Raw genomic sequence first — 23,827 nt, 5'->3', positions numbered from 1 at the left:
GTTGGGGTTTGCTCGGGCGGACCTTCGGAACGCCCGAGCAAACCCCAACAGGAGGTCACGATGACCGATCATGCCATCCCGCTGGATGTACCGAGCTGTCCCGAGAAGCCATGGTGCGACCGGTGAACGGTCTACCCGATGACACTGCCGACGATGCCTCGGGCCGTCCAGAGCACGACCCGCGCAGCTCAGCGCGAGCGTCCGAGGTCGTCGACCGAGAAGTGGGGCCTGAAGCGGTCATTCCCGTCGTCGAGGAACGCGCGTGGGTCGAGAAGCGCGCCGTCGAGACGGGTCGTGTCCGCGTCAGCACGCGCACCGAAACCAGGGAGCAGGTCCTGCGGGAGAGCCTGCGCGGTAACGCGGTGGGCGTCACCCGAATACCGATCGGCCGAACGCTGGCCGAGGGCGAGCCCGTCCCAGTCATGCGCGAGGAGGGCGGGGTGACGATCATCCCGGTCCTGGAAGAGATCCTCGTCGTCGAGAAGCGCCTCGTCCTCAAAGAAGAGGTGCACATCCGCCAGACCACGTCGGGTGAGGACGTCGAGGTGCCAGTGACGCTGCGCCGACAGCGCGCCGTGGTTGAGCGCGTGTCAGCAGACGGGCAGGTCACGCATGAAATCGAAGCACCATCAGATCAGGAGGCATCATCATGACCCAGACGGTTACTGCACTCTTCGACAAGCCCGCTGAGGCGCAGGCCGCGCAAACCAAGCTCGTGGCTGCCGGCATCCCCCAATCGGCAATCCGGCTGGTGCCCGGTGCGCAGACCACGCGCACGACCGGTTCCTACGACTACCAGCGCGACGAGGGCGGCTTCTGGGGAGCGCTCAAGAACCTCTTCATGCCGGAGGAGGACCGCTACGCCTACAGCGAGGGCCTGAGCCGCGGCGGCACGCTCCTGATTGTCTCCGTCGAACAGGGGCAGATCGAGACGGTCTACGACGTCGTCGAGCAGAACGGGTCGGTCGACCTGGACCAGCGCGAGGCTACGTGGCGTCAGGAGGGCTGGAGCGGTTACACGGCCGGCACGACCGCGGGAACTGGCACCACTGCAAGTGGCACCACGGGCGCTGCGGCTCTCCAGAGCGGCAGCGCTGGCACGGCCAAGGCGGGCGAGACCGATTACATCCCGGTCGTCGAGGAACGGCTCAACGTCGGCAAGCGCGTGGCCGAGACGGGACGCGTGCGCCTGCGCTCCTACGTGGTTGAGAAGCCGGTCGAGGAGCAGGTCACTCTCCGTGACGAGGTGGTGCACGTGGATCGCCGTCCCGTGGACCGTGCTCCGACCGCGGCCGACGAGGCCCTGTTCGAGGACAAGGTTATCGAGGCGACCGAGGTGCGTGAGCAGGCGGTGGTGTCGAAGGACGCCCGCGTGGTCGAGGAGGTCGGCATCCAAAAGGACGCCTCCCAGCGCACCGAGACGATCTCCGACACGGTGCGGCGCACCGAGGTCGAGGTCGAGGACGAGCGTGGCAGCGTGAGCCGCACCGGCGCCGAAGGCTCGACGGTCGCCGGCACGCGTAAGCCGGTTTGAGGAGCTCCTGCCGGGTTGCTCAGCCGGATCCCGGTTGAGCAACCTGCAGGACACCTCGTGCGCAGACCAATCCTCCCAAGCAGTCCCACCCGTCAAAATGCGTCAAGGCTTTACTATGCCCATGAACCGCAAACTTCTCTTCCTGCTGCCGGTCCTCGCTGCGTCCCCAGCCCTCGCTCAGACCACGGTGACGGGGAAGCCCGCGACCGGCGGCGCTACGAGCGCGACGCCCGGCGGTCAGAACGCTGTGACACGGCCGAATACGGATCATGCCCAGGACGGCAAGACGGCAAGCGCCGGTGCGTTCACGAACGTCAAGCTCGAGAAGGGAGCCAATAGCTTCACGGAGGGCGAGACACGGCGACGCTTGGAGAGGTCCGGCTTCCGCGAGATCAAGGATCTGAAGAAGGACGCCGACGGCATCTGGCGTGGCGCGGCGATGAGCGGGGACAGGGCGGTGAACGTCGGCCTCGACTTCAAGGGCAATGTTGCCGTGCAGTAGCCGAGATCAACCTGCCCCGCCTTCACCCACACGGAACGGAGATCCCCATGACGATGCGCACGCTCGCGGCAATGTTCGAGTCGTACGATGCGGCGGCTACGGCCGTGACGAAGCTGGAAGCCACCGGAGTGCCGCACAGCGACATCAGCTTGGTCAGCAACAAGGGCAACGGTGAGAGTGAAACGCGTGCGACGGCTGATCATGCGGTGAGCGGCGCAGGGACCGGCGCAACGATCGGCACCCTGGTCGGTGGTGGCGCTGGGTTGCTCGCGGGCCTTGGGTTGATGGCCATACCCGGCGTCGGGCCGGTCGTTGCTGCCGGCTGGCTGGTGGCCACCTTGACCGGTGCGGGCGTCGGCGCAGCCGCGGGTGGTCTCGCCGGATCGCTGACGGACGCCGGCGTCAGCGATGGCGATGCACATGCCTATGCCGAAGGTGTTCGTCGCGGCGGTACGCTCCTGACGGTCCGCGTCGACGAAGCGCGCTCCGATGACGTAGAGCGCATCCTGGTGGGTCACGGGGCGCTCGATCTCGACGAACGAGCGGCAGACTGGCAGCGGGATGGCTGGGCAGGTGAGTCCAACACGGTCAGCAGCGACACAGGCACGTCAGCCGGCTTTGAGACCCAAGCCAGCGCGACCGATCGTGCCGGCGAGATCGACAAGGGCACGCTGATTCGAAGCGACGCACGTCGACCGAGTGCGCGCCGAGTGCGGATCTACGATCATCCCGTTTGAGGTTTGGGTTGCCATCGAGCCGATGGATGAGCGCCCGTGTCTGCTGTGCTTCTCGTCCCGACCTGGCTTGCTCTGGAGATGCAACCCGAAAGAACGCGGCTGCCCCGCACAAGAAGCCATGCCATCGTCCTTTGCTAGCTCTTCGAGGTTCAACCCCTCTGATTTGGGTGGTTGCCCTAAAACATTGCATATCTTCACGCCTTCGTGTCGGATTTGTCGGAGTTGATCATGGAAGACCTTCACCCCAACACGCCGCGCGACCGCGGAGACCACAACGCCCCGCACACCAGCCCCGTCACGCCGGGCGAGGACGCGCGCTCCATCATGCTCAACAAGATCTCCTGGGGCGCGGTGCTTGCGGGTGTGGTCGTCGCCCTTGTGGTGCAGTTGCTCCTCAACCTCCTCGGCCTTGGCATCGGCGCGGCATCGCTCACAGCAGTAGGCGGCGACAACCCGTCCGCTCAGACCTTCTCCATCGGAGCGGGCCTGTGGTGGACGCTCTCCGGCGTCATCGCCTCCTTCGCCGGCGCATACGCAGCAGGCCGGCTCTCGGGCAAGCCGAAGGAGAACACCGCGGCTTGGCACGGGTTGACGGCCTGGGCCTTCACCACCCTGGTCATCTTCTACCTGCTGTCCTCGACCGTCGGCGGCGTGTTGGGTGGGGCCTTCAACTCGCTCAGCAGCGTGGCCAGCGGGTTGGCGAACACGGCCGGCGGTGCGGTGCAGACGGCAGCGCAAACGGCCGCGCCCTCGTTGTCGAAGGTTAGCGACCCGTTCGCCTCCATCGAGCAGTCGGTCCGCGGCGCTTCCGCCGGTCAGGACCCTGCGGCGGCGAAGGATGCGGCCGTCTCGGCCGTGCGTGCCGTCCTCACCGGCAACCCAGCCCAGGCCGACGCGGCGCGCAACCGCGCGGCCGAGGCTCTGGCCAAGGCGCAGAACATCTCGGTCGATCAGGCCAAGGGACAGGTGCAGCAGTACGAGCAGCAGTACCGCCAAGCGGCCGACAGCGCCAAAGAGCAGGCCAAGCAAGCGGCCGAGCTGACACGCAAGGCCGTCTCGCGTGGGGCCCTGTTCGGCTTCTTCGCGCTGGTGCTCGGCGCGGTCGCCTCGTGGTTCGGTGGACGCATGGGCGCTGTCCACCCGACCGTCACGGGCCCGAACCTCAACCCGCTGCAGCGCTGGCCGTGAGGAAAGCCCCTCAAGGATTGACGGGATCTGTCACCTTCCAGCAGGCCGGCGACTGCCTCTTCCATACTCTGCATGTCTGAACTCTCATGCCAGAGAGTTTGACCATTGAGGCGAGCTGGGTTGAAGAGCGCAGCGAGCACGCTCTTCAACCTTCACCGCTCTGCCTCGCGCGCTTGGCTGGTCGTTTCATTGAGAACCCTGACGGCGTCCTCGAAGCGGCCTTCCGCTTCGGCGTTGCGCAGGAAGGTGACCCGTTGCACCAGGATCTCGTGCGGCGTCGGCCGCTGCTGGAGCAGCAGCATGACTTCGTCGATGAACTCGGACAGCGGCATGTAGCCCGTTCGGGTGCTCTGACCAGGAGTGAGGTCGGTCTGCACGGCGGGCGGCACAAGTTCGATGACCTCGATCTTGCCCAACAGAGCTTCGCGTAGAGCAACCGTATAGCTGTGCATCGCGGCTTTGGTCGCCGAATAGGTCGGACTGGCTATCAGCGGGACGAACGCCAAGCCGGAGGTGACGTTGACCAGGGCGGCGTTGGGCTGGCGGCCCAGGTGCTCGACCAGAGCATTCGTCAACCGGATGGGGCCTAGCAGGTTGGTGGTGACCGTCGCCTCGGCGTCCTCAAGCTCGCGGTACCGACCGAGCTCCTCGAAGCGCATGATCCCGGCATTGTTCACCACCACGTTGAGGGCCGGATGCTCGGCTGTGACGCGCCGCACAAAGTCCGCGACGCCCTCGGCGCTGTCGGCATCGAACACCATGGCGTGCATGTTCGGGCGGTCGGCAATCGTCTGTTGCAGCGCCTCGATCCGACGGCCGGCCACGATGACGGTGTTGCCGAGAGCGTGCAAGCGGCGAGCGAGCGCTTGCCCGATACCGGAGCCTCCCCCTGTCACGAGGATAGTATTCCCTGAAATCTTCATAGGAGCGACCTTCGTTGTTGTCGTCGCAGAAATTGTGATCCATGCTCCCCATGCGGAAGGAGGCACTGAAAAGATTTATACGCACCGAACGGAGAGTGTCAGTTGAGCAGGGACTTAGAGGGTGCTGAGGTCAAGGCTCGTCGACAGCAAGAGCTCCCGCCCAAGGCCGATCCGGCCATTGAGGCGTTGGTTCACGACATCATCGGCAAGGTAGCCGATCGGTGGACCATGTTGATTCTCGAAGCCCTTCACGAGCACGGCACACTGCGCTTCACCCAGCTCGGCAAGGCCGTCGGACGTATCAGCCAGAAGATGCTGACGCAGACTGTGCGGCAGATGGAGCAGGACGGATTGGTGCGCCGCACCGTCCACCCGGTGATCCCCCCGCACGTGGACTACACGCTCACGCCGCTTGGTGAGAGCCTGGGGGCGGCGTTCTGCGGAGTGTGGATCTGGGCAGAGACCCACTATGTCGAGATTCAACAAGCACGCGAGGCATTCGCCGCTGGAAGAAGGGGCGCGCCACCGAGATGATAGAACAAGGAGTGAGACCCGCGATCCATCAAACCGGCTTGGGGGACAAACCCGTGAAGAACGGTCGCTCTCGCCGCGGCAATCGCGCCTGAGGTGACGGCGCGCGTGACCGACGTCATGAAGGGAGGGTACCGATGAGGAGCGTTGCCGCCGAACCATGCGCGACATGTCAGGGCCTTGCCTGGATCGCTGTCCGCACCGATGAGGTTAAAGCGTACCGAACGCGCTGGTTCGGAGCACGGCTCGTCCCGGGCCTGAACGACTGTCCAGCCTGCGTGCAGGTCCAATCACAACAAACTCCGTCGCAGCAGGCTCCGGAATTTGCTTCGGGGACACCCTCGCGGTCCGAGCATGATAACCCAAGGCAGGAATCGCGATAGCGACGGATACAAGGTGTAGCGCCGAGGCGAGTATGCCTGCATCAGGGCGTGGACCCGAAGATCCACTCCACTGCGCAACTTCACTGACGCCATTGGGGTAATGGCAGGCACCGCTCAGACGCGGGCCGTCTCATCATCCGCCTGGGGTACAACGCTAAGCCTGGGCTGTTGGGGTGCTCGCTCGCACTCCTGCCGCAAGACGTCGAGGCACGCCTCAACGGCTTGACGCAGCGAGGCGACGTAGTGATCCGCACCGACTTGGCGACGCAGGGTCTGGTCGGTGAGGATCGCGTCCTCGGCAGGCCATAGGCCCACGAGGATCGGCCTTCCTGGAAGCTTGCGCTTCAGCCGATCCAGCAGGAACCGGAGGTGAGCCGGATTCCCGCTGATGTCGAGATAGGAGATGCACACCATCGCCGCTCCCTCAACGTCCAGCGTGCGGATGTTGCCACGTGCGACAGCCTCATGGGGTACGACGCGCGCGCCGATGCCGTGCTTGCCCAGAAGTTGGGCCAGCATCGTGGAAGCGGCCTCGTCCAGCGGACCGCGGCCGGCGATGCACAGCACCGGGGCCTCGCCGCGCCAGATCGGCGGACGCTGCTCGGGCGGCGGGGCCTCACCCGGCACCGCCTCGTTCTTCGGATGCGCCTTCTCCGCGAGCGAACCTTCAGCCTCGCCCTTCTCAGAGCTTTTGCGATCGTCTTCCGGCTCCTCGTCGGAACGCGAGGCGAACTCCTCGACCAGGGATTGGGTGAGCGACCGGATCGTGTCGAGCTGCTGCGGGTTGAGGACGCCGCGCTGGTAGTCATTGGCGGCAAGCTGCAAGGCCTTTAGCGCGACCTCGTCGTAGTAGGAGGAGAGCGAGCGCTCCTTCAGCAGGAGCTCGGCCTGCTCCTGCGCCTCGTCCGGGTCACCCGCCAGCATGCGCTGGTAGAAGTTCTCCACCGGCGTGAGCGGCGGCCGGTCGCCCAGCAGCACGTCGAGGAACTCGAGCCGCTCCACGTGGCGGCCGAGGACGACCAAGCAGACCGTGAAGGGTGTGGCGAGGATGAGGCCGACCGGTCCCCACAGGAAGCCCCAGAACAGGGTCGAGACGATCACCGCGAAGGGCGAGAGACCCGTCGAGTGACCGTAGAGGAGCGGCTCGATGACGTGCCCGAACAGCGGTTCAACGATCAGGAAGAGGGCCGCCGTCCAGATCGCCATCGACCAGCCGGGATCGACGGCCGCCGCCAGCGCGACCGGGAGCAGGCCGGAGATGAAGGCCCCGATGTAGGGCACGAAGCGCATCAGGGCCGAGAACACGCCCCAGAGGATCGGGCTCGGCACGCCGATGGTCCACAGGCCCAGACCGATCAGCACGCCGAAGGCCGCGTTCATGCCGAGCTGTGCCAGGAAGTAGGTGCCGAGCCGGCCTGCGGCCTCATCCATAGCGACGGTGGTGCGGTGAAGGTCGTTGGCTCCGAATACGCGGATGATACGATCGCGCAGGTCCTCGCGCTGCATCAGGATGAACACCACGACGACGAGCACGATGCCGACCGTTGTCAGCGGCTCGACGATCGGGCCGAGCACCTTCTCGGCCAAGGTGATCGGCGAAGGATCGGGCTCCTGCACCTTGACCAGCACCGGCTTCGGGGCCTCGCCACCAGGGCCCCGTGCACCGGCGGCGGCACCCGATGCTGTGTCGGCCTTGTTCTGAGCTTCGCTGACCTGATGGCTGAGCCTGCGGAAAAGATCGTTGGCGCGTCCTAGCACCCCTTGTTGCAAGCCTTCGATCTTCTGCTGCACGGTTGTTTGGTACTGGGGCAGGTTCTTGGCCAAATCCGCCACCTGCAGGCCGATGACGCCGCCGATGCCGAGAATGACGCCGAGGGCGAGCAGCACGGCCGCGATGACGGACGGTACGCGCCCGAGATGGACGCGGCGCAGGAAACCGACGACTGGCGCGAGAACGAAACTCAGCAGGATCGCCAGCACCAGGGGAATGAAGACCTCTCGTCCGAGGTAGAGGGCTGCGACCACGACGACCGCCACCGCGAGTGTTGCGAGCCCAGACATGCCGGGCGTACCCGGCGGCGGAATGCGTGCGGATTGCGGTGAGGCAGCAGCCGGCGTCATGGCCATCAGGAGCTCCGCAGGACCATGGACGACCCGATGCCGTCCCGGTGCTGAGCCCTAACGCGCGAGGCGCTCTACACGTTCGGAAGCGGCGCAGCATCGCTTGTTACGCCTCAGTCGCAGCACGCGTCGCCGTCATCACCTTCTGGTGCCGATCCGGTTCACGCCCAGGCGTGCCAACATCACGGCCAGCCGTATCGAATGCCGTTCCCGCGACAACCCGACGCTACTTGCTGTGTTCAAGAAAAACCCGGCTTCGCGGCAACGCAGCCCCTCAGATCCAGCGGTCGTGGCACGCGTTGAGGGTCTCGGGCAATTTGTCTCACCATGCGATAGTTTGGTTTTAAGGTCGCAGTTTAATCTGTTAAGTACAGCACGTGGGGTGCCCCGGGCTGGAAATACGACTCAGGAATCTTCAGTGGCTACAATCGAATTGATCGAATGTACGGGCGCTATCGTCTGCGCCTACGTCTCGAACAACCCTGTCCCGGCTTCCGAGCTGCCGGCGTTGATCGCGCGCGTGCATGCCACGCTGTTGAGCCTCGGCGGCGAGGTTGCGGTCGCTGCTGCCGTAGAGGTCGGCGTCGCGAAACCGACCGCGGCGCAGATCCGCAAGTCGCTCACGGATGACGGCATCGTCAGCTTCCTGGACGGCAAGACCTACAAGATCCTCAAGCGCCACCTCACGACGCACGGGCTTGATCCACGCTCCTACCGCGAGCGCTACGGCCTGCCGGACGGCTATCCGATGGTGGCTCCAGGCTACGCCGCTCGTCGCTCCGAACTCGCCAAGGCGATCGGCCTCGGCGGTCCGAGAGCTCTGGCCGGAGGCGCGCGGAAGCAGTCCGAGGGGCGCAGCCGTCACGCGCCCTGAGCGCTCGCGCGGATTGCACCACACCCGGGGCACTGTCCGCATTGTTGTTCCGACGGCCGCGCGCCTCCAGCATCGGTGCTCCCGTGAACAACGCTTCGGGGATGGCGCGGAACGCATCCGAAGAAGAGCGGCCCGATGCGTTTCGCGCCAAGCATGTCGGCACCAGCGAACCACACCCTGCTGAATTGAATTTGCAGGGACACTTTCGTCTGTCGAGCCGGACGACATCGTCGGTTGTCAGCAATCGTGCGCGAGAGGCCCCGGCGTTCACGCCTGGGGTGGAAGCACGTCAACCCACGTCGCTGAACAGACGGGGAACCCGTGATGCCTCTCGGCGGGTAGCGGGGACGCATCGCTGTGTCCTCGCTACCCGACTGGAGGATGTCCAGACCATTTGGGGATCGATTTCGGATCCGGGGGAGGCCATTTATCAACCGAGGCTGGAGGATGATCCTGCATCGCGCAGAGACACCATGCCATGCCAGCCCGCTCCGACATCCGCCGCATCGTCGCCTACGCTCGATCACCGCTCTGCCTAGCCGGCTCGAGCCTGCTCATGCTCGTGGGCCTGTGCGCAGTCTCGGCGGTCATGCTCTGGAACATGCGCCTCGATGCCGCCCAGCGTTCCGCGATGGCATCGCACAGCCTCGTTCGCGTGCTCAGCCGGGACATCGCCCGCAACATCGAGATGTATGATCTCTCGCTCCGAGCCATCGTCGACGGCATGAGAATCCCGGCCGTCGCTCAGGCTTCGCCTGAGATCCGTCACATGATCCTGTTTGATCGCGCGACAACCGCGGAGAATTTCGGGCATACCCTTGTGTTCGATGCGACCGGCAAGCTCATCCTCAGCTCGCGCTCACTTGATGCTCCGGACCTCAACTATGCCGATCGCGAGTACTTCCAGTACCATGCGACTCACGCCGATCCGGGGCTGCACATCAGCAAGCCCATCGTCTCGCGCTTGACCGGGCGCAGGGTCTTGGTACTCAGCCGCCGCCTGTCCCACCCCGACGGCTCGTTCGCAGGCGTTGCTCTCGGCTCCGTCTACCTCGACTACTTCCGCCAACTCTTCGTCGCCGCAGGCGCTGATCGGATCGGTACCGTCGTGCTGTACGGGCCCGGAGGCACGATCCTGATGCGCTCGCCCTACGACGAGGAGCAGATCGGCCGCAGCGTGTGGGCCAGCGAGAGTTATCAGCGGTTCCTGGTAGCCAAGGAGGGGACCTTTGTCGGTCCATCCATGATCGTCGATGGGGCACGACGTTTCGTGTACGCTCATGTGGGCGAGTTGCCGCTGCAGCTCAGCATCTCGATCTCGCCGGACGAGATCTACGCCGAGTGGTGGCAAAGAGCGCTGGGTCTCGGCGGTGTGGTCATCGTTCTCTGCGGCCTTGCCGTCGTGCTGACGTGGTCGCTCTGCCATGAGTTGGCCCAGCGCAAGGCGGCCGAGCAGGCGACCGCGGCGCTCAACGCCGACCTGGCGCAAATGGCCATCACGGACTCGCTCACGGGCTTGTACAACCGTCGGCGCTTCGACGAGGTGCTGACGCGCGAGTTGCAACGCGCCGTGCGCGCGCACCAGCCGATCTCCTTGCTGATGCTGGATGCCGATCATTTCAAGAGCTTCAACGATCGATACGGGCACCAGCGGGGCGACGAGGCCCTGAAGCTGATTGCCCGCTCGATCGAGGCCGCGCTGGGCCGTCCATGCGACACGGCCTACCGCATCGGAGGCGAGGAGTTTGCCGTGATCCTTCCCGACACGGCCGAGGCCGGCGCTGAGATCGTCGCGACACGCATCCGGGAGATCGTGGAGGGCAGCCGGATGCCACACTCTGGCAACCCGCACAACGTTGTCACCGTGAGTTGCGGTGTGGTTGCTGCCGCGATGTGCACAATCCGTGATGCGGCGGCTCTGATCGCACTCGCTGACGCCGCCCTGTACGCTGCCAAGGACGCTGGACGGAACCGCATCCACGTTGCCGACCGCATCAAGCACGGGCTCCGGCTCATCGTGACAGGTTGATCACGGATCGGTTCAGATCACGTGACAGCTCCGCCTGCTGAAGCAGGCGGCTTCTCAGGACAGCTCCGCGGCAACCCGCCCGCTTCAGTCCTGAAGGCACGATGTCCCGGCCTTATCCAAAAGCCCGCTGATGCACAATCTTAGCCGCGGCAACGTCACGGTCCAGGACACAGCCACAGGTGCAGCGGTGCTGGCGTTCCTTGAGCGCCTTCGGCTTGATCGCACCACAGGACGGGCACGTCTGCGATGTGCCGCGCGGATCGACCAGCACGATCTCGGCCCCGGCGCTTGCAGCCCTGAACCGGACGAACTGGACGAGCGTACTCCACGCGGCGTCATGAACAGACCGGGCCAGCATACCTTTCTTGAGCCCGGTCAGATTGAGATCCTCAAACGCGATGCCCTGGTACCGTGACACCAGGGTTCGCGAGAGCTTGTGCAGGTGATCGCGCCGCTGCCGTGCGATCTTCGCGGAAGCCGCCGCCAATCGGGCCTTAGCCTTCAGGCGGCGGCGACTGCCGCGCTGGCACCGGGTAAGCGCGCGCTGGCGGCGTCGCTGTGCCGTATGCGCTCGGCGAGACGTGTGACATCAGACATCGCGATTGAGTCGGGTTCAATCAAGGGATGCGGATCGCCCAGCGGATTGCCTCAGGGTGTGTTTCCGAAGCCATTCGAATTCATTGCGGTTCAACGTTTTGCGGAAGGTATCGCTGCGGATCGCCGGCCCTACAAGGGCTTGAGGGACGAGAAACATCGGACCTGTGCGGCTCTCCAACAAAGTTTGCAACAATATGCCGAGCGGCGTGGCCAATCGAAATCTATGAAATTTGAAATCGAATGCATAGCGACGGAGTGCGTCACTTCGTGCGGCATCATCGGCTGCTATAATGGTGCGCCTTAATCGATCATTAGCCTGTTCGGGTTAAGTCTCGAGTGCGCCGACGCGAGCTGCGAGTAGGCCGCGCTCGTTTAACCTCTGCTGTCCATTACTTCGGCTGCCGTAAGGCAGAGCCGCTATCAGGAAAGCCGCGATGTTCTCCAAGCTGCGCGAGCACGCCGACTTCAAGGCCAAGCTGGAAGCGCTCAACCGCTCGCTGGCCACCATCGAGTTCACGCCGGACGGCACCATCCTGGACGCGAACGACAACTTCCTGGCCGCCGTCGGCTACACGCGTGCCGAGATCGCCGGGCAGCACCACCGCATCTTCATGGAGCCGACCGACGCCGAAGAGGCTGCCTACACGGCGTTCTGGGCCGACCTGCGCGCCGGCAAGTTCCAGGCTGCCGAGTACCGCCGCCTCGCCAAGGGCGGGCGCGAGATCTGGATCCAGGCCACCTACAACCCGATCCTCGACGGCGCTGGCCGAACGCGCAAGGTGGTGAAGTTCGCCACCGACATCACTGCCCAGAAGCAGCGCAACGCCGACTATGAAGGGCAGATCGGTGCGATCAACAAGGCGCAGGCCGTCATCCATTTCGCGCTCGACGGCACCATCCTGGACGCCAACCAGAATTTCCTCGACACGGTCGGCTACCCCGTCGAGGCGGTGCGCGGCCAGCACCACCGCATGTTCGTCGCGCTCGAGCATGCGGCCAGCTGGGAGTACGCTGACTTTTGGCAGCGCCTGAACCGGGGCGAGTTCCAATCGGGCGAGTACAAGCGCCAGGCGAAGGGCGGGCGCGAGATCTGGCTGCAGGCGAGCTACAATCCGGTCTTCGACGCGTCCGGCCGGCCCTTCAAGGTCGTCAAGTACGCTACCGACATCACGGCGGAGAAGCTGCGCACCGCCGACGTGGCCGGTCAGATCGAGGCGATCGGGCGCTCGCAGGCGGTCATCGCCTTCACGGTGGATGGTACGATCCTCGAGGCCAATCAGAACTTCCTCGACGCGGTGGGCTACGCACTGACAGAGGTGCAGGGCCGGCACCATCAGATGTTCGTCGAACCCGAGCACGCGGCAAGCCGCGAGTACCAGGCGTTCTGGGCCGACCTGCGCCGGGGCGAGTATCGCTCAGGGGTGTACAAGCGGCGCGGCCGGAACGGACGCGAAATCTGGCTCCAGGCGACCTACAACCCGATCTTCGACATGTCGGGGCGGCCGTTCAAGGTGGTGAAGTACGCCTCCGACATCACCGCCAACGTGCAGGCGCGACTGGAGGCGACAGCTGCGACCAAGCAGACGCTCGACAACGTTCAGGCTGTGGCCTCGGCCGCCGAGGAGATGAGCGCCTCGGTGCGCGAGATCAGTGGCAACATGGCGCAATCGAAGGCGGCGGTGGACGACATCCACCAGCGTACCCAGGCGGCCGACCAGGCGACCACGCAACTGCAGGAGGCAGCGCAGGCGATGGACGGGGTGGTGCAGACCATCACCAAGGTGGCCGAGCAGATCAACCTCCTGGCGCTCAACGCCACGATCGAGTCGGCGCGGGCGGGTGAGGCCGGCAAGGGCTTTGCCGTCGTGGCGGGCGAGGTAAAGAGCCTGGCCAGCCAGACCACGGCAGCGACCGCGCGGATCTCGGACCAGATTGTCCAGATGCAGCGGATCTCGGGCGACGTCGTGGGTCTGCTCGCCACGATCAGCGAGACGGTCACGACGGTGCAGAGCTATGTGACGGGCGTGGCCGGCGCGATTGAACAGCAGAGTGCGGTGACGCAGGAGATCTCGACCAGCATGCAGACGGCTGCGGATGGGGTGGCCAGCATCAGCCGCAGCCTCGACCGCGTCGCGATTGGGGGCATTTGACCGGCTACGTCAACGACGTCGAGTTCGGCGTCACGCGGGACCAGTTCGGCGAGCCCTGCGATGAGGCTGGCCCCACGCTTGAGCGCTACAAGCAGGGGGAGCGCTTTCCGAGCCGGTGGATCGTACAGTGAGCATCACGATGTTCGAACCCGCCGCGAACGCGACGTCCATGACGCCGTCCGGATCGGCAACAAACTTGGGAGGTCGGGTGATCGGCTGTGAACCAGTCGGGCCGTCGGCCTTGTTGTGCGGAACCGCCGCCGCCCTTAAAGGCTACCCGCCCGAAGCGGGAGCGACTCGTGACTCGACCTGCGCCAAGTTCTTTTTCTCGCGAGGCCTTGGAGGCAGAGGTTCTTCGACTGCGCGAGCGCGACGCACGCTTCAGCACGATCTTGCAGACGATTGAGGCTGCGTTCGCCATCATCGAGGTCAAGTTCGACGTCGACGACCGGCCAGTGGACTACCGCTTTCTCGAGGCCAACCCAGCCTTCGAGCGAGAGACGGGCGTCGACCTTCAGGGCAGATGGGTCACTGAGTTCGCCCCGAACCTGGAGCGGTTCTGGTTCGAAACGTACGGACGTGTCGCCAAGACCCGGGAGCCCGAGAACTTCGAGAGCTACGCCGAGGCGTTCCAGCGCTGGTTCGACGTCCGGGCTGTTCCGGTCGGCAATCCGGCCGAGCGACAGATCGCGATCATCTTCAACGACGTGACCGCGCGCCGCGGTGGCGAGGAGCGCCTGCGTGCCAGCGAGGCGCTGGCGCGCGAGAACGTAGAACGCGTGCAACTGGCCCTCGCCGCCGGCGCGATCATCGGGACCTGGCACTGGGATCTGCCGACCGACCAATTCTCGGTCGACGAGGGCTTCGCGCGCTCCTTCGGCCTCGATCCGAATCTCGGCCGGGAGGGCATCCCGCTTGCAAAGATCGTGGAGACTGTCCATCCGGACGATCAGGTCGGCCTCGCTGCAGCGGTTAGTGAGGCGATCGCCCGCGGCGGAGCCTACGCACACCAGTACCGTGTGCGGCGCGCCGACGGACGCTACTACTGGATCGAGGCCAACGGCTGTGTCGACCACGCACCGGACGGCACCCCGCTCTCCTTCCCCGGCGTTCTCCTCGACGTCGAGGAGCGACGTGCCGTCGAGCAGGAGCGTGATCGCGCCGCAGCCGCCCTGCGGGCCCTCAACGAGACGCTGGAACAGCGTGTGGCAGAGCGGACCGCTGAGTTGATGCAGGCCGAGGAGCAACTGCGTCAGTCCCAGAAGATGGAGGCGGTAGGTCAACTGACAGGGGGCCTGGCGCACGACTTCAACAACTTGCTGGCCGGCATCTCCGGCAGCCTGGAGCTGATGAACACGCGCATCAGCCAGGGCCGCTTCGAGGACATCGACAAGTACATGGTCGCCGCACAAGGGGCGGCCAGACGCGCCGCAGCCCTCACGCACCGACTCCTCGCCTTCTCACGGCGGCAGACGCTTGCTCCCAAAGCGACCAACGTGAACACCCTGATCAGCGGTATGCTCGAGCTGATCCAGCGCACCGTGGGCCCGAGCGTGAAGGTGGAGACGGTCTACATGCCCGGCTTATGGCCGACGCTGGTGGACGCCTCGCAGCTCGAGAATGCGCTCTTGAACCTCTGCATCAACGCGCGCGACGCGATGCCGGAGGGCGGCAGAATTACGATCGAGACCGGCAACCGCTGGATCGATCGGCATGCGGCCAGGCAGCACGACACTGCAGCGCATGCGGAGCGGACCACGACCGCAACGCTGCCCAGAACATCGCTCATCTCGGATGCGAGACGCCGCGTCCGTCCGGGAATGGAAGCCCCGGCTTCTAAGCCGGTGAGGCATTACGACCAGCTGAAGAATCCTCCCGCCCGGCCGCGTACACATCAGGCCTGAGCACGATGCCAGTCGCTCCGTCGTCGCGGACGATCTCCTCGACACCGCCCGCTCTCAGAGCTGCGACCAGGCATCCCATCGTCCGGGGGTGTGGGACCTGTGTACCGTTCTCGTAGCGGACGACCACGAGCCGCTGCACGCCCGCCCGCTCAGCCAAGTCTGCTTGTGACCATCCGAGCGCGGTTCGTCCAGCCTTCAACAGACGGCGATCCATCCTATGAGGCCCGCTCACGAAAATGTGATCGCCGAAAAACGATACACTGTGTATCGTTTTCCACAGGCCGAGCTATCTTATGATGGTCCGCAACCGACGGAGCACCCAAGATATGCTCGATATCGATCCCGAACTCGTCGCCACAGCCCTCGAGCGAAACGGCGACTATCGTGTCTTGCGTCGTCACAAGCCTCGCCGCTCGTTTGATGTCCCTGGTGATGCCGAGGTCCGAAATGGCCTCATCATCGACTTGGAGACCACTGGCCTCGACCCCGCCTATCACGAAATCATCGAAGTGGGGATGTTGCCTTTCACTTATACTGTGGACGGGCGTTTGGTCGCGGCTGGCGTGCCATACGGCTCGTTTCAGCAGCCTTTCGGCCCGATCCTGCCCGAGATCACCCGGCTGACGGGAATCGATGCGGCCATGGTCGAGGGCAGGATGATCGATCGATCCCGGGTCGCTGCAATGGTGCACGAAGCCGATCTGGTGATCGCGCACAACTCGGCATTCGACCGGCGTTTCGCGGAAGACCTTTGCCCAGCGCTCGCGACGAAGCCGTGGGGGTGCTCGCTAACGATGGTGCCTTGGGCGGCAGAAGGCATGGGCAGCAAGCTCTGCTACATCGCGGCGGATCTCGGCTTCATCTACTCCGCGCACCGCGCGGTGGACGATTGCCAAGCCACGCTCGAGTGCCTCGCGCGCCCGCTGCCACAGTCTGGGCGGACAGGGTTCAGCTTCTTGCTAGAGCAGGCCTTTGAACCGGTCTATCGCCTCAAGGCCATTCGTTCTCCGTTCGAGGCAAAAGACGCGCTTAAGGCACGGCGCTACCGATGGGACGACGGCAGCATCAGCAAGATGCGCTGCTGGTACAAAGATGTCCCTGAGGAAGAGATCGCCAGCGAACTCGCCTGGCTACGTCTCGAGGTTTATCGCCACGAAGTCGACATTCCGATCGTACGGGTCACGCCCTACGACCGCTTCTCCAGCCGGGCCTGATCCGATGACAGTCCGCTCCAACCAAACCCTTGCCCTGACCCAATCGGGGTTCAGCGAGGCGCAGGCCAACGCGCTCGCCACCACAATCGAGCGTACAGCCGCAGGCGCAGTCAACGATCTACGCCACGACCTCGAAGCCTGGCACGTCTATCTGGCGATGTACCTCCTGATCCAGATCAGCATCGTCCTACTCGTCATGCTGTTCGTGCAAGCCTTACGGGAGCCCGCATATCGAGCCGTCACAGGCTTCGCGGCCCCTCAAACCGGTCTCATGAGCCGGCCATCATCGGCGATTCATGGTGAATCGCCAGTAAACCTTACTCGATTCGTAACGTCCCAAACCTGAATCGTCCTGTTCCGACGCAAAAAGTCGAGTCGGGGCAAGCGCTTGAATCGAAAGCGATTCCTGACGAATCGCATCGGTCATGGCGTTCCTGATCGTCGCCCACGAGGATGATGCTGCTGGTAGCAAGCCGAGTTTTACGCTTAAGTTTCGGAGCCAGCGGCGGCAGAGGCCCGCCAACCACGAGACAGGAGACCACACCGCGCAACGCAGACTGTGATCCAGCGGGATCACCAGGGGACACCCGACAGCAATCGGATGCACCCCGTCGGTGATGACCCGAATGCCGACTCGCAACCCCAAGAAGCCTGTCGGCCATCCCAACCAAGAGGATGCTGTGACCGCTCGGTGCGTTGAATCGCACCGGACTGGCACATGCTGAAGCGTCGCATGTCGATGCCAGCGATGCAAGCACCTGCGCCAGGTTTTGAGGGCCGAACCGGCTCCCAGACAGTCCCGGCATCCTCCCGTCCACCGAAGCCCGGCCGTCATCCAGCCTGCGACGCATCGTGTCGCAGATCCCTGACGGCTGTCCGCTCCCCTCGCGTCGCCGACCGGCAACGCGATCCCAAACGAGAGGATAACCCATGGCCACGGTTCAAAACCCCGCCAACGTGACCGCTACGAACTGCCATACCGACGCGAAGCCCTATACGCCCGTGCAACTCAGCAGGGCATCCCGGAAGCCCTCCTTGCGTTCGAAAGGCTCACTCAGAGGAGCCTTCGTCATCCCCGGCGAACTGCGCCAGATCCTCGTTGAAAGTCGCATCGAGAAGACCTGCGCGCTCTGGCTCTCGACACTCTCGGATGTCGTCCAGCTCGACGACCAGCCCGCCGCCGTTCACTTCGTCCGTCCAGACGGCACGCTCAACCAGCACACCTTCGACTTCCTGGCTCATTTCAGCAATGGCCGGCGGATCTTCTTCGCGGTCAAGGATGAAGCGCGCGCCGTCAAGTACGACGCCATGGGCTTCCTGGCGCACATTGCTCCCCAGATCCCGAAGAGCCGCGCCGATGGCGTGATGCTCTACACGGAGCGGACGATCTCGCCGGCCGCGCAGCACAACGCGAGCCTGTTCCACGCCGTCCAGCGCGATCGCGAACACCCCGCCGACGCGGTCGTCGGCGATGTCATCGCGACGATCCAAGGCGCGGTGCAGATCGCCGACATCGTTCGGGCTAGCGGATACGGGGCGTTGGCGTTCCGCGCTGTCGTCCGCCTTATACAGCAGCGTGTGCTCCTGCTGACTGCGGACGAGCGAATTGACTACGCAACGCGTGTCACGGTCGCCGCCCGCCACATCGGGGAGGGCGCATGACGAGCCCAAAGCCTCTCTCGGCCGGGGCGCGTCAGCGCCTCGGCGTCACGGATGCGATCACCATCGACGGCGTCGCATATCGCGTCACCGGCGAGGCGGACGGTGGCTACGTTCTTCAAAACGTGGAGACCGCGCTGCACGAGAGCTTTGAGCACGCGCGCTTGGCGGCCCTTTCGCTGGCCGGTCGTCTCGAGATCAGCGTCGGGCACTACGCCCCGATCACAGTGCGGACCCGCATGATGGCGGGTGCGGGATCGGTTGCGGCACTGCCGGTCAAGGACCAGCAGGCGATCGCCTGGAAGCTCGAATGGATCACCACGTTTCTCGAGGTCGAAGCCGAGCAGCACAACGAAGACGCGAATAGGCCGCCACGCGAGCGCAAGGCGCGCCGAATGCGCTCGAACAAGGGTCTGGAGGAGGCTCTTGTCGAAGTGGGTGCGAGAGTTCAGGCGCGCGCCAACGCCCGCGCACAACCGCTCGCCGAAGACGGCACCCTGCGCAAACCGCGCAAGACCCGCGCCGGCACCAGGGTTGATAGCTGCTGCGGCCCCGGGCCTCGCAGGTTTCGGGAGTGGCTCAACGACTACGAGGCGGCCTGCCATAATCCGCTCGTGCTCCGCCCGAAGACGGCACGGTGCGGCAATCGTACGCCCCGCTATGCGGCGGAGGTCGAACGTGTCCTGCAAGAACATGCGGAGATGTTCGCGCAGGAGAAGAACCGGTCCGTAGCGCAGTGTCACCGGAAACTGCGGGCTGCCCTCGACGCGCTCAATGCCAAGCGCAAGGCTGAGGGCCTCCCGCCCTATCCCGTCCCGTCGGACCGGACGCTCTCCCGGCGGATTGACGCCCTCGACGTGTTCCTCGTGGAGGCCAAGCGCCTGGGCGTCGACCGGGCGACCCGCAAGCATCGCTTCATCGTCGGCAAAGCCGAGGCGCTGCGTCCAGGCCAAAGGGTCGAGATGGACGAATGGAAGATCGACCTGTTCTTCCTGCTGTCCCAGACCGACCTGCTGAAGGATTTGACCGAGGAGCAACTCGATGAGCTGAAGAAGCGCCGCTGGTTCCTGTGCGTCGCCATAGACGTGGCCACGCGCTGCGTCCTCGGCATGCGGGTCGACGAGACGGCTTCCGTGCGCAATGCCATCTCGACCCTTGAGATGGTCGTGTCCGATAAAGGCGACCTCGCAGCCGCCGTCGGGGCGGTCACGCCATGCCGCCACATGGCCCTGCGCCCGGAGGACGTGGCCACCGACAGCGGCGGTTCGTTCATCGACCCCCGGTTTCACCTCGCGGTGATCGGTCTCGGCAGCGGTCACGACATCCCGCCGGCCGGGATGCCACACCTGCGCGGCACCATCGAGCGCCTGTTCCGGACGCTGTCCTTACAGCTCGTGCGAGAATTCACCGGGCAGACGTTCAGCAACGTGGTCGCCCGAGGCGATTACCCGGCTCTGCAAAGGGTGAGCATAACAGTTGAGGACTTCGTCCTCGCCGCCCTGCGCTACGCTCTGGACGTCTACCACAACACGCCGCATGCGGGACTCGGTGGCGAGACACCGGCCAACGCTTGGAACCGGCTGACCGACCTCTACGGCGTGATTCCGATCCCCGGCCGCAACGAGCGGCGGGCGATCTTCGGACTGCGTTTCGAGCGCGTGCTCGGTCGGCACGGCCTGCGCTTCATGGGCCTGCACTACGGCGGCGACGTCCTGCGCGACCTCTACCTGAAGCGCGGGGGCATCCGCGTGCCCATACGGGTCGACCCCCAGGACATCGGCGCGCTCTCGGTCGAGATCGAGGGCACTTGGCACGAAGTCCGGGCGGCTACGACAGGCTTCGACGGCGTCAGCCTCGCCGAGCATCAAGCGCTCTGCGAACAGCTCGCCAAGCGCTACGCCAACGAGGCGCTGCTGACGCAGGACATCGTCTTCGAGGCGCTCCGAGCCATCCAAGGGCGGGCGTCCGCGGCGGAAAAAGCGGCGACCTTTCTCGCGCGCTTCGCGGAGCCGGAGGACGTCGCCCGGGCAGAACACAACCTGCGCACGTTCACGATCCCGAGCGACGCGGATTTCGCCAACGCGCCCGCCGTGGATCCGTTCACCAGCGTCATTCCGACCAGTGGCGCACCACTTCCCGACCCAGTCGAGGACACGCCGGCGACACCGAAGCCGAAGCTGTCGCGGCGGCCGTCCACGCCTGAGGCCCCAACGACGCCTGCGCCCCGGAAAGGCCCCGGCATCGGCTTCGAGGACTGACGTCCAACGACGCGCCCGTGCCGACCGGTACAGGAGCACCCCCAACCCCATGCACCTGCTGGAGCCAACCGTGTTGACGCCCGAGGACCACCAGAACACCGACCCGTCCGCCAACCTCTTCAGCGACTTGAACCCGAACGAGCTCGAACGCCTGCAGCGCCTTGAAATGGTCAAGAGCAAGTACGTCACCTCCGCCAACGACGCACGATTGAGATACGAGTTCAATCGCCTGCTCAGGCATGCTGGCTTCCGGGCCAACACGACGATGGCCCGTTCGCGAAACAACCGGCGGGAAGGCCGCTTGCTCGTGCTGACCGCGCCCAGTGGGGCCGGCAAAACCCGCAGCTTGCTCAGGACGATCCGGCGGCATCCAAAACTGGCAGGCTACGATCCGGAAGGCACGGACGGACCGGTCACACTCGTCAACGTTCCCTCACCATGCACGCTCAAGCAACTCGGACGGGATACCATCGCCCGGGCCGGATACCCGCTCGCGCGCGATTTGCCCGAAGCCATGACTTGGGAGAAGGTCCGAGACCAGCTTGATGCCGGCAATAAGCTCATCGTCTGTTACGACGAGATGCAACACATCACACAGACTCCGAACATCGACGAGCACCGGAAGGTCGCAAACACCATCAAAGACATGATGATCAACCCGGATTGGCGCATATCCGTAATCGTCTGTGGCCTGCCGAGCGTCGCCCAGTTCATCCGTAGTGAGATCCAGCTCGAGCGCCGCGCCCGCTTCGTCACCCTCAAACCCCTTCGCTCTCCCGACGACAATGCCGACATCGCCGCAGTGATCGCGGGCCTCGCGCAGATTGCCGGCCTCTCGGTCGAAGCCGGTGTCGAGGCGGACCTCGCACCACGTCTGATCCACGCGGCCGGGAACCTGTTCGGGATCGCCATCGAGATCACGCACGATGCGATCGAGGTCGCACTGGATGCGGAAACCTTCGACGCTGACCCAGCCGATGACACGCTCTCGCTGCGCGCTGCCCCGTTCGCTGCACCCAGGGCCATCCTCACGCGCGATCACTTCGCCGAGGCGCTGGAGAGACGCATCGGCTGCAGCGATGAAGAGAACCCCTTCGTCAGCGGCGATTGGCTAGCGACGCTCGCGCCCAAGCCTGAGCCGGCTGCAAAGACGCCGCGCAAAAAAGCGTCCTCACCGCGCCCGCAGGAACGTCGCCCGTGAGACCACGCCTTGCCATCCGCTGCGATCTCATCGCCGACGAGTCCGTACCGAGCTGGGTTTCACGCTTGGCAGCGTGCAATCGCGTCAGATCTGCGAATGAGTTCTGCCTGGATATGGGCTTGAAGTTCCAAGCCTGCGCTAACGGTAGGCCGGAGGCTTTGGTCAAGCTTAGCAAGTTGACCGGGACCTCCCTGGACGCATTGGAGCGGGCCAGCATCGTCCAGTCCGGTCAGAACTTCATGCTCCGTGGCGAGCGCTTCACCAAGCGCATGCTCCGCCGCCTCAAAGTCCGTGTCTGCCCGTCTTGCCTGAACACCGATCTCGAAGTGGCGGCGGCCACGCGCGCGCACGCGATCTACGGCCGCACTCTCTGGCAGCTCTCCGTCATTCGCACATGTCCCATCCACACATGCGCGCTCGTTCCAATCGCGGACAGCGCCGCCCATGCACGACACGACTTCACTCTGAACTTGCGGGATCACCAGAAGCGTATTCGAGAGCTCGCTCAGAGACCGATCCCACAACACCCCTCCGCCCTCGAGGCCTACGTGATGGATCGGCTGGACCGTCGGCCGACCGGAGCACCCTGGCTGGATCACCTGGATCTCAACATCGCGATCGCGACGTGCGAGTTGCTCGGAGCCTCGATGACCCTCGGCGCGACCGCCGATATCTCGACCCTATCGGACACCGAACTGCACGGCATCGGCCATGCCGGCTTCGAGGTTGCACGCACGGGTGAAGCCGGCATCCGAGCCGCGCTCTCACAGATGCAAGCGAGCTACGTCTCGCGACGAACTGGGCGCACAGGCCCGCGCGCCGTCTTCGGTCCGATCTACTGGTCCGTCGCGCACAAGAACCGGGATCCCGGCTTCGGGCCCGTCCGGGACCTCTTACGCCGTCACATCATCGAGACGATGCCCGTCGGCCCGGGCGACGTCGTTCTCAACCACCGTGTCGAGAAAAGGGTTCTCCACTCGATCCGTACCGCGGCCCGTGAAACGGGACGCCATCCCAAGCGGCTCAGGAAGATTCTCGCCGCCGCCGGGCTGATAGCGAGCGACCACAGCAAGTACTCCAGCCGGAACGTTCTCTTCGATGCCGAGGCCGCTCGCCATCTTCTCGGCGAGAGCGACAATAAAATCAGCATCGCAGCGATTGCGAGTTACTTGGGCAGTGATCGCCGACAAGCCAACATGCTCATTCGCGGGGGCTACATCCGGCCGCGCATCGACCACTCTGGCAAACACGATACGCATCGGAAAACCTACGCAAAGCGTGACTTGGACGCTCTTTTCGGTGATATCTATCGTCGCGCGCACGTCACAAAGACATATGACGAACCCATCTGCGATGTCCTGCGCGCGGCCTCGAACAGCGGCATTCCCGCCGTGGACATCCTTGCGCTCATCCAACAGGGCAAACTGTCCTGGATCGGTAGAAAGCCCGGGCCAACGGGTTACCCATCGGTCCTCGTCGATAGCTCCGAGATCAAGCGGATCGTCTGGGGGTCGGGGTCCGAGGGGGTGACGATGGCGGATGCCACCGCCAGCTTGGCCACATCGCGATCGGTCGTCGTCGCGCTCGTCCGAGAAGGCTATCTGTCGCAAAGCGCGGCCAGCCGCCCCGCATCCAGTCGCGGACTTCGGATGGTCGACCGGCAGAGTCTCGAGGAATTTCAGAGGACGTACGTATCGTTTACCGAGCTTTGCCGAACAAAAAAACTGCGCTACACCGATATCATCGATCGGTTGAAAGAGACACCTCCCGCGATCGATAGGACAAGCGTCGGCGCGACATATTACTTGCGAGAACGCCTACCAGATCTATGAAACGCGAACGTCTTGATGAGATGCTTCGATCAGCCTCGGCAGCGCCGGGGCTTTTTTGTTATCTGCAGGAGAGGGCAGGAGAGGGCAAAGAGGGGAGGCGAGGCGTTCGGGCTGGGGTATGGTTCGTTCCCACCCATTGTATGCGTCGCTTTGGGGGGCTTTATGGGTAGGAATGAGAGACAGACCCCAA

General features: G+C 64.7%; 21 protein-coding genes and 1 pseudogene. 18 read left to right on the top strand and 4 right to left on the bottom strand.

Translation table 11 applies throughout. The annotated features are described in order from the left end of the window. The 5 genes from MFF54_RS02935 to MFF54_RS02915 all read left to right on the top strand — a co-directional run. A partial coding sequence (locus MFF54_RS02935) for a YsnF/AvaK domain-containing protein (protein WP_373321087.1) occupies positions 1-653 on the top strand: 653 nt, incomplete at its 5' end. Beyond that, positions 650-1,534, top strand: coding sequence for a YsnF/AvaK domain-containing protein (locus MFF54_RS02930; protein WP_238301152.1), 885 nt, complete (start codon positions 650-652; stop codon positions 1,532-1,534). The genes MFF54_RS02935 and MFF54_RS02930, both read left to right, overlap by 4 nt. Before the next feature lie 34 nt (positions 1,535-1,568). Continuing rightward, positions 1,569-2,036 carry a hypothetical protein gene (locus MFF54_RS02925; protein ID WP_306423946.1) on the top strand — a complete coding sequence of 156 codons (468 nt, stop codon included), beginning with the start codon at positions 1,569-1,571 and terminating at the stop codon, positions 2,034-2,036. A 47-nt stretch (positions 2,037-2,083) separates the two neighbouring features. Then, the gene (locus MFF54_RS02920) at positions 2,084-2,773 is read left to right on the top strand and encodes a hypothetical protein (RefSeq protein ID WP_238301151.1); all 690 of its coding nucleotides are present in this window, start codon (positions 2,084-2,086) and stop codon (positions 2,771-2,773) included. A gap of 228 nt (positions 2,774-3,001) precedes the next feature. After that, on the top strand, positions 3,002-3,961 hold the full coding sequence (locus tag MFF54_RS02915; RefSeq protein WP_238301150.1) for an ATP synthase subunit B family protein: 960 nt from the start codon (positions 3,002-3,004) through the stop codon (positions 3,959-3,961). Between the two features lie 152 nt (positions 3,962-4,113). Here MFF54_RS02915 and MFF54_RS02910 read toward each other — a convergent pair whose 3' ends face one another. Beyond that, a complete protein-coding gene (locus tag MFF54_RS02910) occupies positions 4,114-4,884 on the bottom strand; it encodes an SDR family oxidoreductase (protein ID WP_238301149.1) in 771 nt (256 codons plus the stop codon). Between the two features lie 102 nt (positions 4,885-4,986). Here MFF54_RS02910 and MFF54_RS02905 point away from each other — a divergent pair, with 102 nt between their 5' ends. Continuing rightward, positions 4,987-5,418, top strand: a complete 432-nt coding sequence (locus tag MFF54_RS02905) for a winged helix-turn-helix transcriptional regulator (RefSeq protein WP_238301148.1) — start codon at positions 4,987-4,989, stop codon at positions 5,416-5,418. A gap of 494 nt (positions 5,419-5,912) precedes the next feature. Here MFF54_RS02905 and MFF54_RS02900 read toward each other — a convergent pair whose 3' ends face one another. Next, positions 5,913-7,925, bottom strand: a complete 2,013-nt coding sequence (locus tag MFF54_RS02900) for an AI-2E family transporter (RefSeq protein ID WP_370880124.1) — start codon at positions 7,923-7,925, stop codon at positions 5,913-5,915. Between the two features lie 412 nt (positions 7,926-8,337). On the opposite strand from MFF54_RS02900, the gene MFF54_RS02895 reads away from it, so the two are divergent. Next, positions 8,338-8,793 (top strand): Ros/MucR family transcriptional regulator, encoded by a 456-nt coding sequence (locus MFF54_RS02895; RefSeq protein WP_238301146.1) that lies wholly within the window; start codon positions 8,338-8,340, stop codon positions 8,791-8,793. 556 nt (positions 8,794-9,349) lie between these two features. Further along, complete coding sequence (locus MFF54_RS02890) at positions 9,350-10,822, top strand: sensor domain-containing diguanylate cyclase (protein WP_238301145.1); 1,473 nt, start codon at positions 9,350-9,352, stop codon at positions 10,820-10,822. A 112-nt stretch (positions 10,823-10,934) separates the two neighbouring features. Here MFF54_RS02890 and MFF54_RS02885 read toward each other — a convergent pair. Further along, positions 10,935-11,339 (bottom strand): annotated as a pseudogene (locus MFF54_RS02885) (RNA-guided endonuclease InsQ/TnpB family protein); the annotation flags it as partial. Here MFF54_RS02885 and MFF54_RS02880 point away from each other — a divergent pair. The 4 genes from MFF54_RS02880 (at position 11,265) to MFF54_RS02870 (ending at position 15,473) form a co-directional block, all read left to right on the top strand. Continuing rightward, positions 11,265-11,723 (top strand): hypothetical protein, encoded by a 459-nt coding sequence (locus tag MFF54_RS02880; protein WP_238301144.1) that lies wholly within the window; start codon positions 11,265-11,267, stop codon positions 11,721-11,723. The pseudogene MFF54_RS02885 and the gene MFF54_RS02880 sit on opposite strands and share 75 nt — an antisense overlap. Positions 11,724-11,853: 130 nt before the next feature. Continuing rightward, positions 11,854-13,569 (top strand): methyl-accepting chemotaxis protein, encoded by a 1,716-nt coding sequence (locus MFF54_RS02875; RefSeq protein WP_238301143.1) that lies wholly within the window; start codon positions 11,854-11,856, stop codon positions 13,567-13,569. Continuing rightward, positions 13,566-13,700, top strand: coding sequence for a hypothetical protein (locus MFF54_RS27585; protein ID WP_283206245.1), 135 nt, complete (start codon positions 13,566-13,568; stop codon positions 13,698-13,700). Before MFF54_RS02875 ends, MFF54_RS27585 begins: the two co-directional genes overlap by 4 nt. A gap of 207 nt (positions 13,701-13,907) precedes the next feature. Continuing rightward, positions 13,908-15,473 (top strand): PAS domain-containing protein, encoded by a 1,566-nt coding sequence (locus MFF54_RS02870; protein WP_417568570.1) that lies wholly within the window; start codon positions 13,908-13,910, stop codon positions 15,471-15,473. On the opposite strand, the gene MFF54_RS27765 is transcribed toward MFF54_RS02870, so the two are convergent. Then, a complete protein-coding gene (locus MFF54_RS27765; RefSeq protein WP_370880123.1) occupies positions 15,406-15,687 on the bottom strand; it encodes a helix-turn-helix transcriptional regulator in 282 nt (93 codons plus the stop codon). The two genes, MFF54_RS02870 and MFF54_RS27765, sit on opposite strands and share 68 nt — an antisense overlap. Positions 15,688-15,766: 79 nt before the next feature. Here MFF54_RS27765 and MFF54_RS02865 point away from each other — a divergent pair, with 79 nt between their 5' ends. The 6 genes from MFF54_RS02865 (at position 15,767) to MFF54_RS02840 (ending at position 23,637) form a co-directional block, all read left to right on the top strand. Next, a complete protein-coding gene (locus MFF54_RS02865; protein WP_306423945.1) occupies positions 15,767-16,687 on the top strand; it encodes a 3'-5' exonuclease in 921 nt (306 codons plus the stop codon). Positions 16,688-16,691: 4 nt separating this feature from the next. Then, the gene (locus tag MFF54_RS02860; RefSeq protein WP_238301141.1) at positions 16,692-17,033 is read left to right on the top strand and encodes a hypothetical protein; all 342 of its coding nucleotides are present in this window, start codon (positions 16,692-16,694) and stop codon (positions 17,031-17,033) included. A gap of 584 nt (positions 17,034-17,617) precedes the next feature. Next, a complete protein-coding gene (locus MFF54_RS02855; protein WP_238301140.1) occupies positions 17,618-18,349 on the top strand; it encodes a hypothetical protein in 732 nt (243 codons plus the stop codon). Further along, the gene (locus MFF54_RS02850; RefSeq protein ID WP_238301139.1) at positions 18,346-20,604 is read left to right on the top strand and encodes a TnsB C-terminal domain-containing protein; all 2,259 of its coding nucleotides are present in this window, start codon (positions 18,346-18,348) and stop codon (positions 20,602-20,604) included. Before MFF54_RS02855 ends, MFF54_RS02850 begins: the two co-directional genes overlap by 4 nt. A 49-nt stretch (positions 20,605-20,653) precedes the next feature. Continuing rightward, complete coding sequence (locus MFF54_RS02845) at positions 20,654-21,805, top strand: ATP-binding protein (protein WP_238301138.1); 1,152 nt, start codon at positions 20,654-20,656, stop codon at positions 21,803-21,805. After that, positions 21,802-23,637 (top strand): TniQ family protein, encoded by a 1,836-nt coding sequence (locus MFF54_RS02840; RefSeq protein ID WP_238301137.1) that lies wholly within the window; start codon positions 21,802-21,804, stop codon positions 23,635-23,637. Before MFF54_RS02845 ends, MFF54_RS02840 begins: the two co-directional genes overlap by 4 nt. Positions 23,638-23,827 lie beyond the last annotated feature (190 nt).

The sequence above is a fragment of the Methylobacterium gregans genome (assembly GCF_022179245.1).
GTDB classification, from domain to species: domain Bacteria; phylum Pseudomonadota; class Alphaproteobacteria; order Rhizobiales; family Beijerinckiaceae; genus Methylobacterium; species Methylobacterium gregans.
This window is presented reverse-complemented; position numbering and strand designations above follow the sequence as displayed.

Bases quoted from the DNA above. Each gene is read 5' to 3' on its own strand.
- MFF54_RS02930 (WP_238301152.1), top strand. From the start codon at position 650: ATGACCCAGACGGTTACTGCACTCTTCGACAAGCCCGCTGAGGCGCAG.
- MFF54_RS02920 (WP_238301151.1), top strand. From the start codon at position 2,084: ATGACGATGCGCACGCTCGCGGCAATGTTCGAGTCGTACGATGCGGCG.
- MFF54_RS02915 (WP_238301150.1), top strand. From the start codon at position 3,002: ATGGAAGACCTTCACCCCAACACGCCGCGCGACCGCGGAGACCACAAC.
- MFF54_RS02910 (WP_238301149.1), bottom strand. From the start codon at position 4,884: ATGAAGATTTCAGGGAATACTATCCTCGTGACAGGGGGAGGCTCCGGT.
- MFF54_RS02900 (WP_370880124.1), bottom strand. From the start codon at position 7,925: ATGGCCATGACGCCGGCTGCTGCCTCACCGCAATCCGCACGCATTCCG.
- MFF54_RS02890 (WP_238301145.1), top strand. From the start codon at position 9,350: ATGCTCGTGGGCCTGTGCGCAGTCTCGGCGGTCATGCTCTGGAACATG.
- MFF54_RS02875 (WP_238301143.1), top strand. From the start codon at position 11,854: ATGTTCTCCAAGCTGCGCGAGCACGCCGACTTCAAGGCCAAGCTGGAA.
- MFF54_RS27765 (WP_370880123.1), bottom strand. From the start codon at position 15,687: ATGGATCGCCGTCTGTTGAAGGCTGGACGAACCGCGCTCGGATGGTCA.
- MFF54_RS02865 (WP_306423945.1), top strand. From the start codon at position 15,767: ATGATGGTCCGCAACCGACGGAGCACCCAAGATATGCTCGATATCGAT.
- MFF54_RS02860 (WP_238301141.1), top strand. From the start codon at position 16,692: ATGACAGTCCGCTCCAACCAAACCCTTGCCCTGACCCAATCGGGGTTC.
- MFF54_RS02855 (WP_238301140.1), top strand. From the start codon at position 17,618: ATGGCCACGGTTCAAAACCCCGCCAACGTGACCGCTACGAACTGCCAT.
- MFF54_RS02850 (WP_238301139.1), top strand. From the start codon at position 18,346: ATGACGAGCCCAAAGCCTCTCTCGGCCGGGGCGCGTCAGCGCCTCGGC.
- MFF54_RS02845 (WP_238301138.1), top strand. From the start codon at position 20,654: ATGCACCTGCTGGAGCCAACCGTGTTGACGCCCGAGGACCACCAGAAC.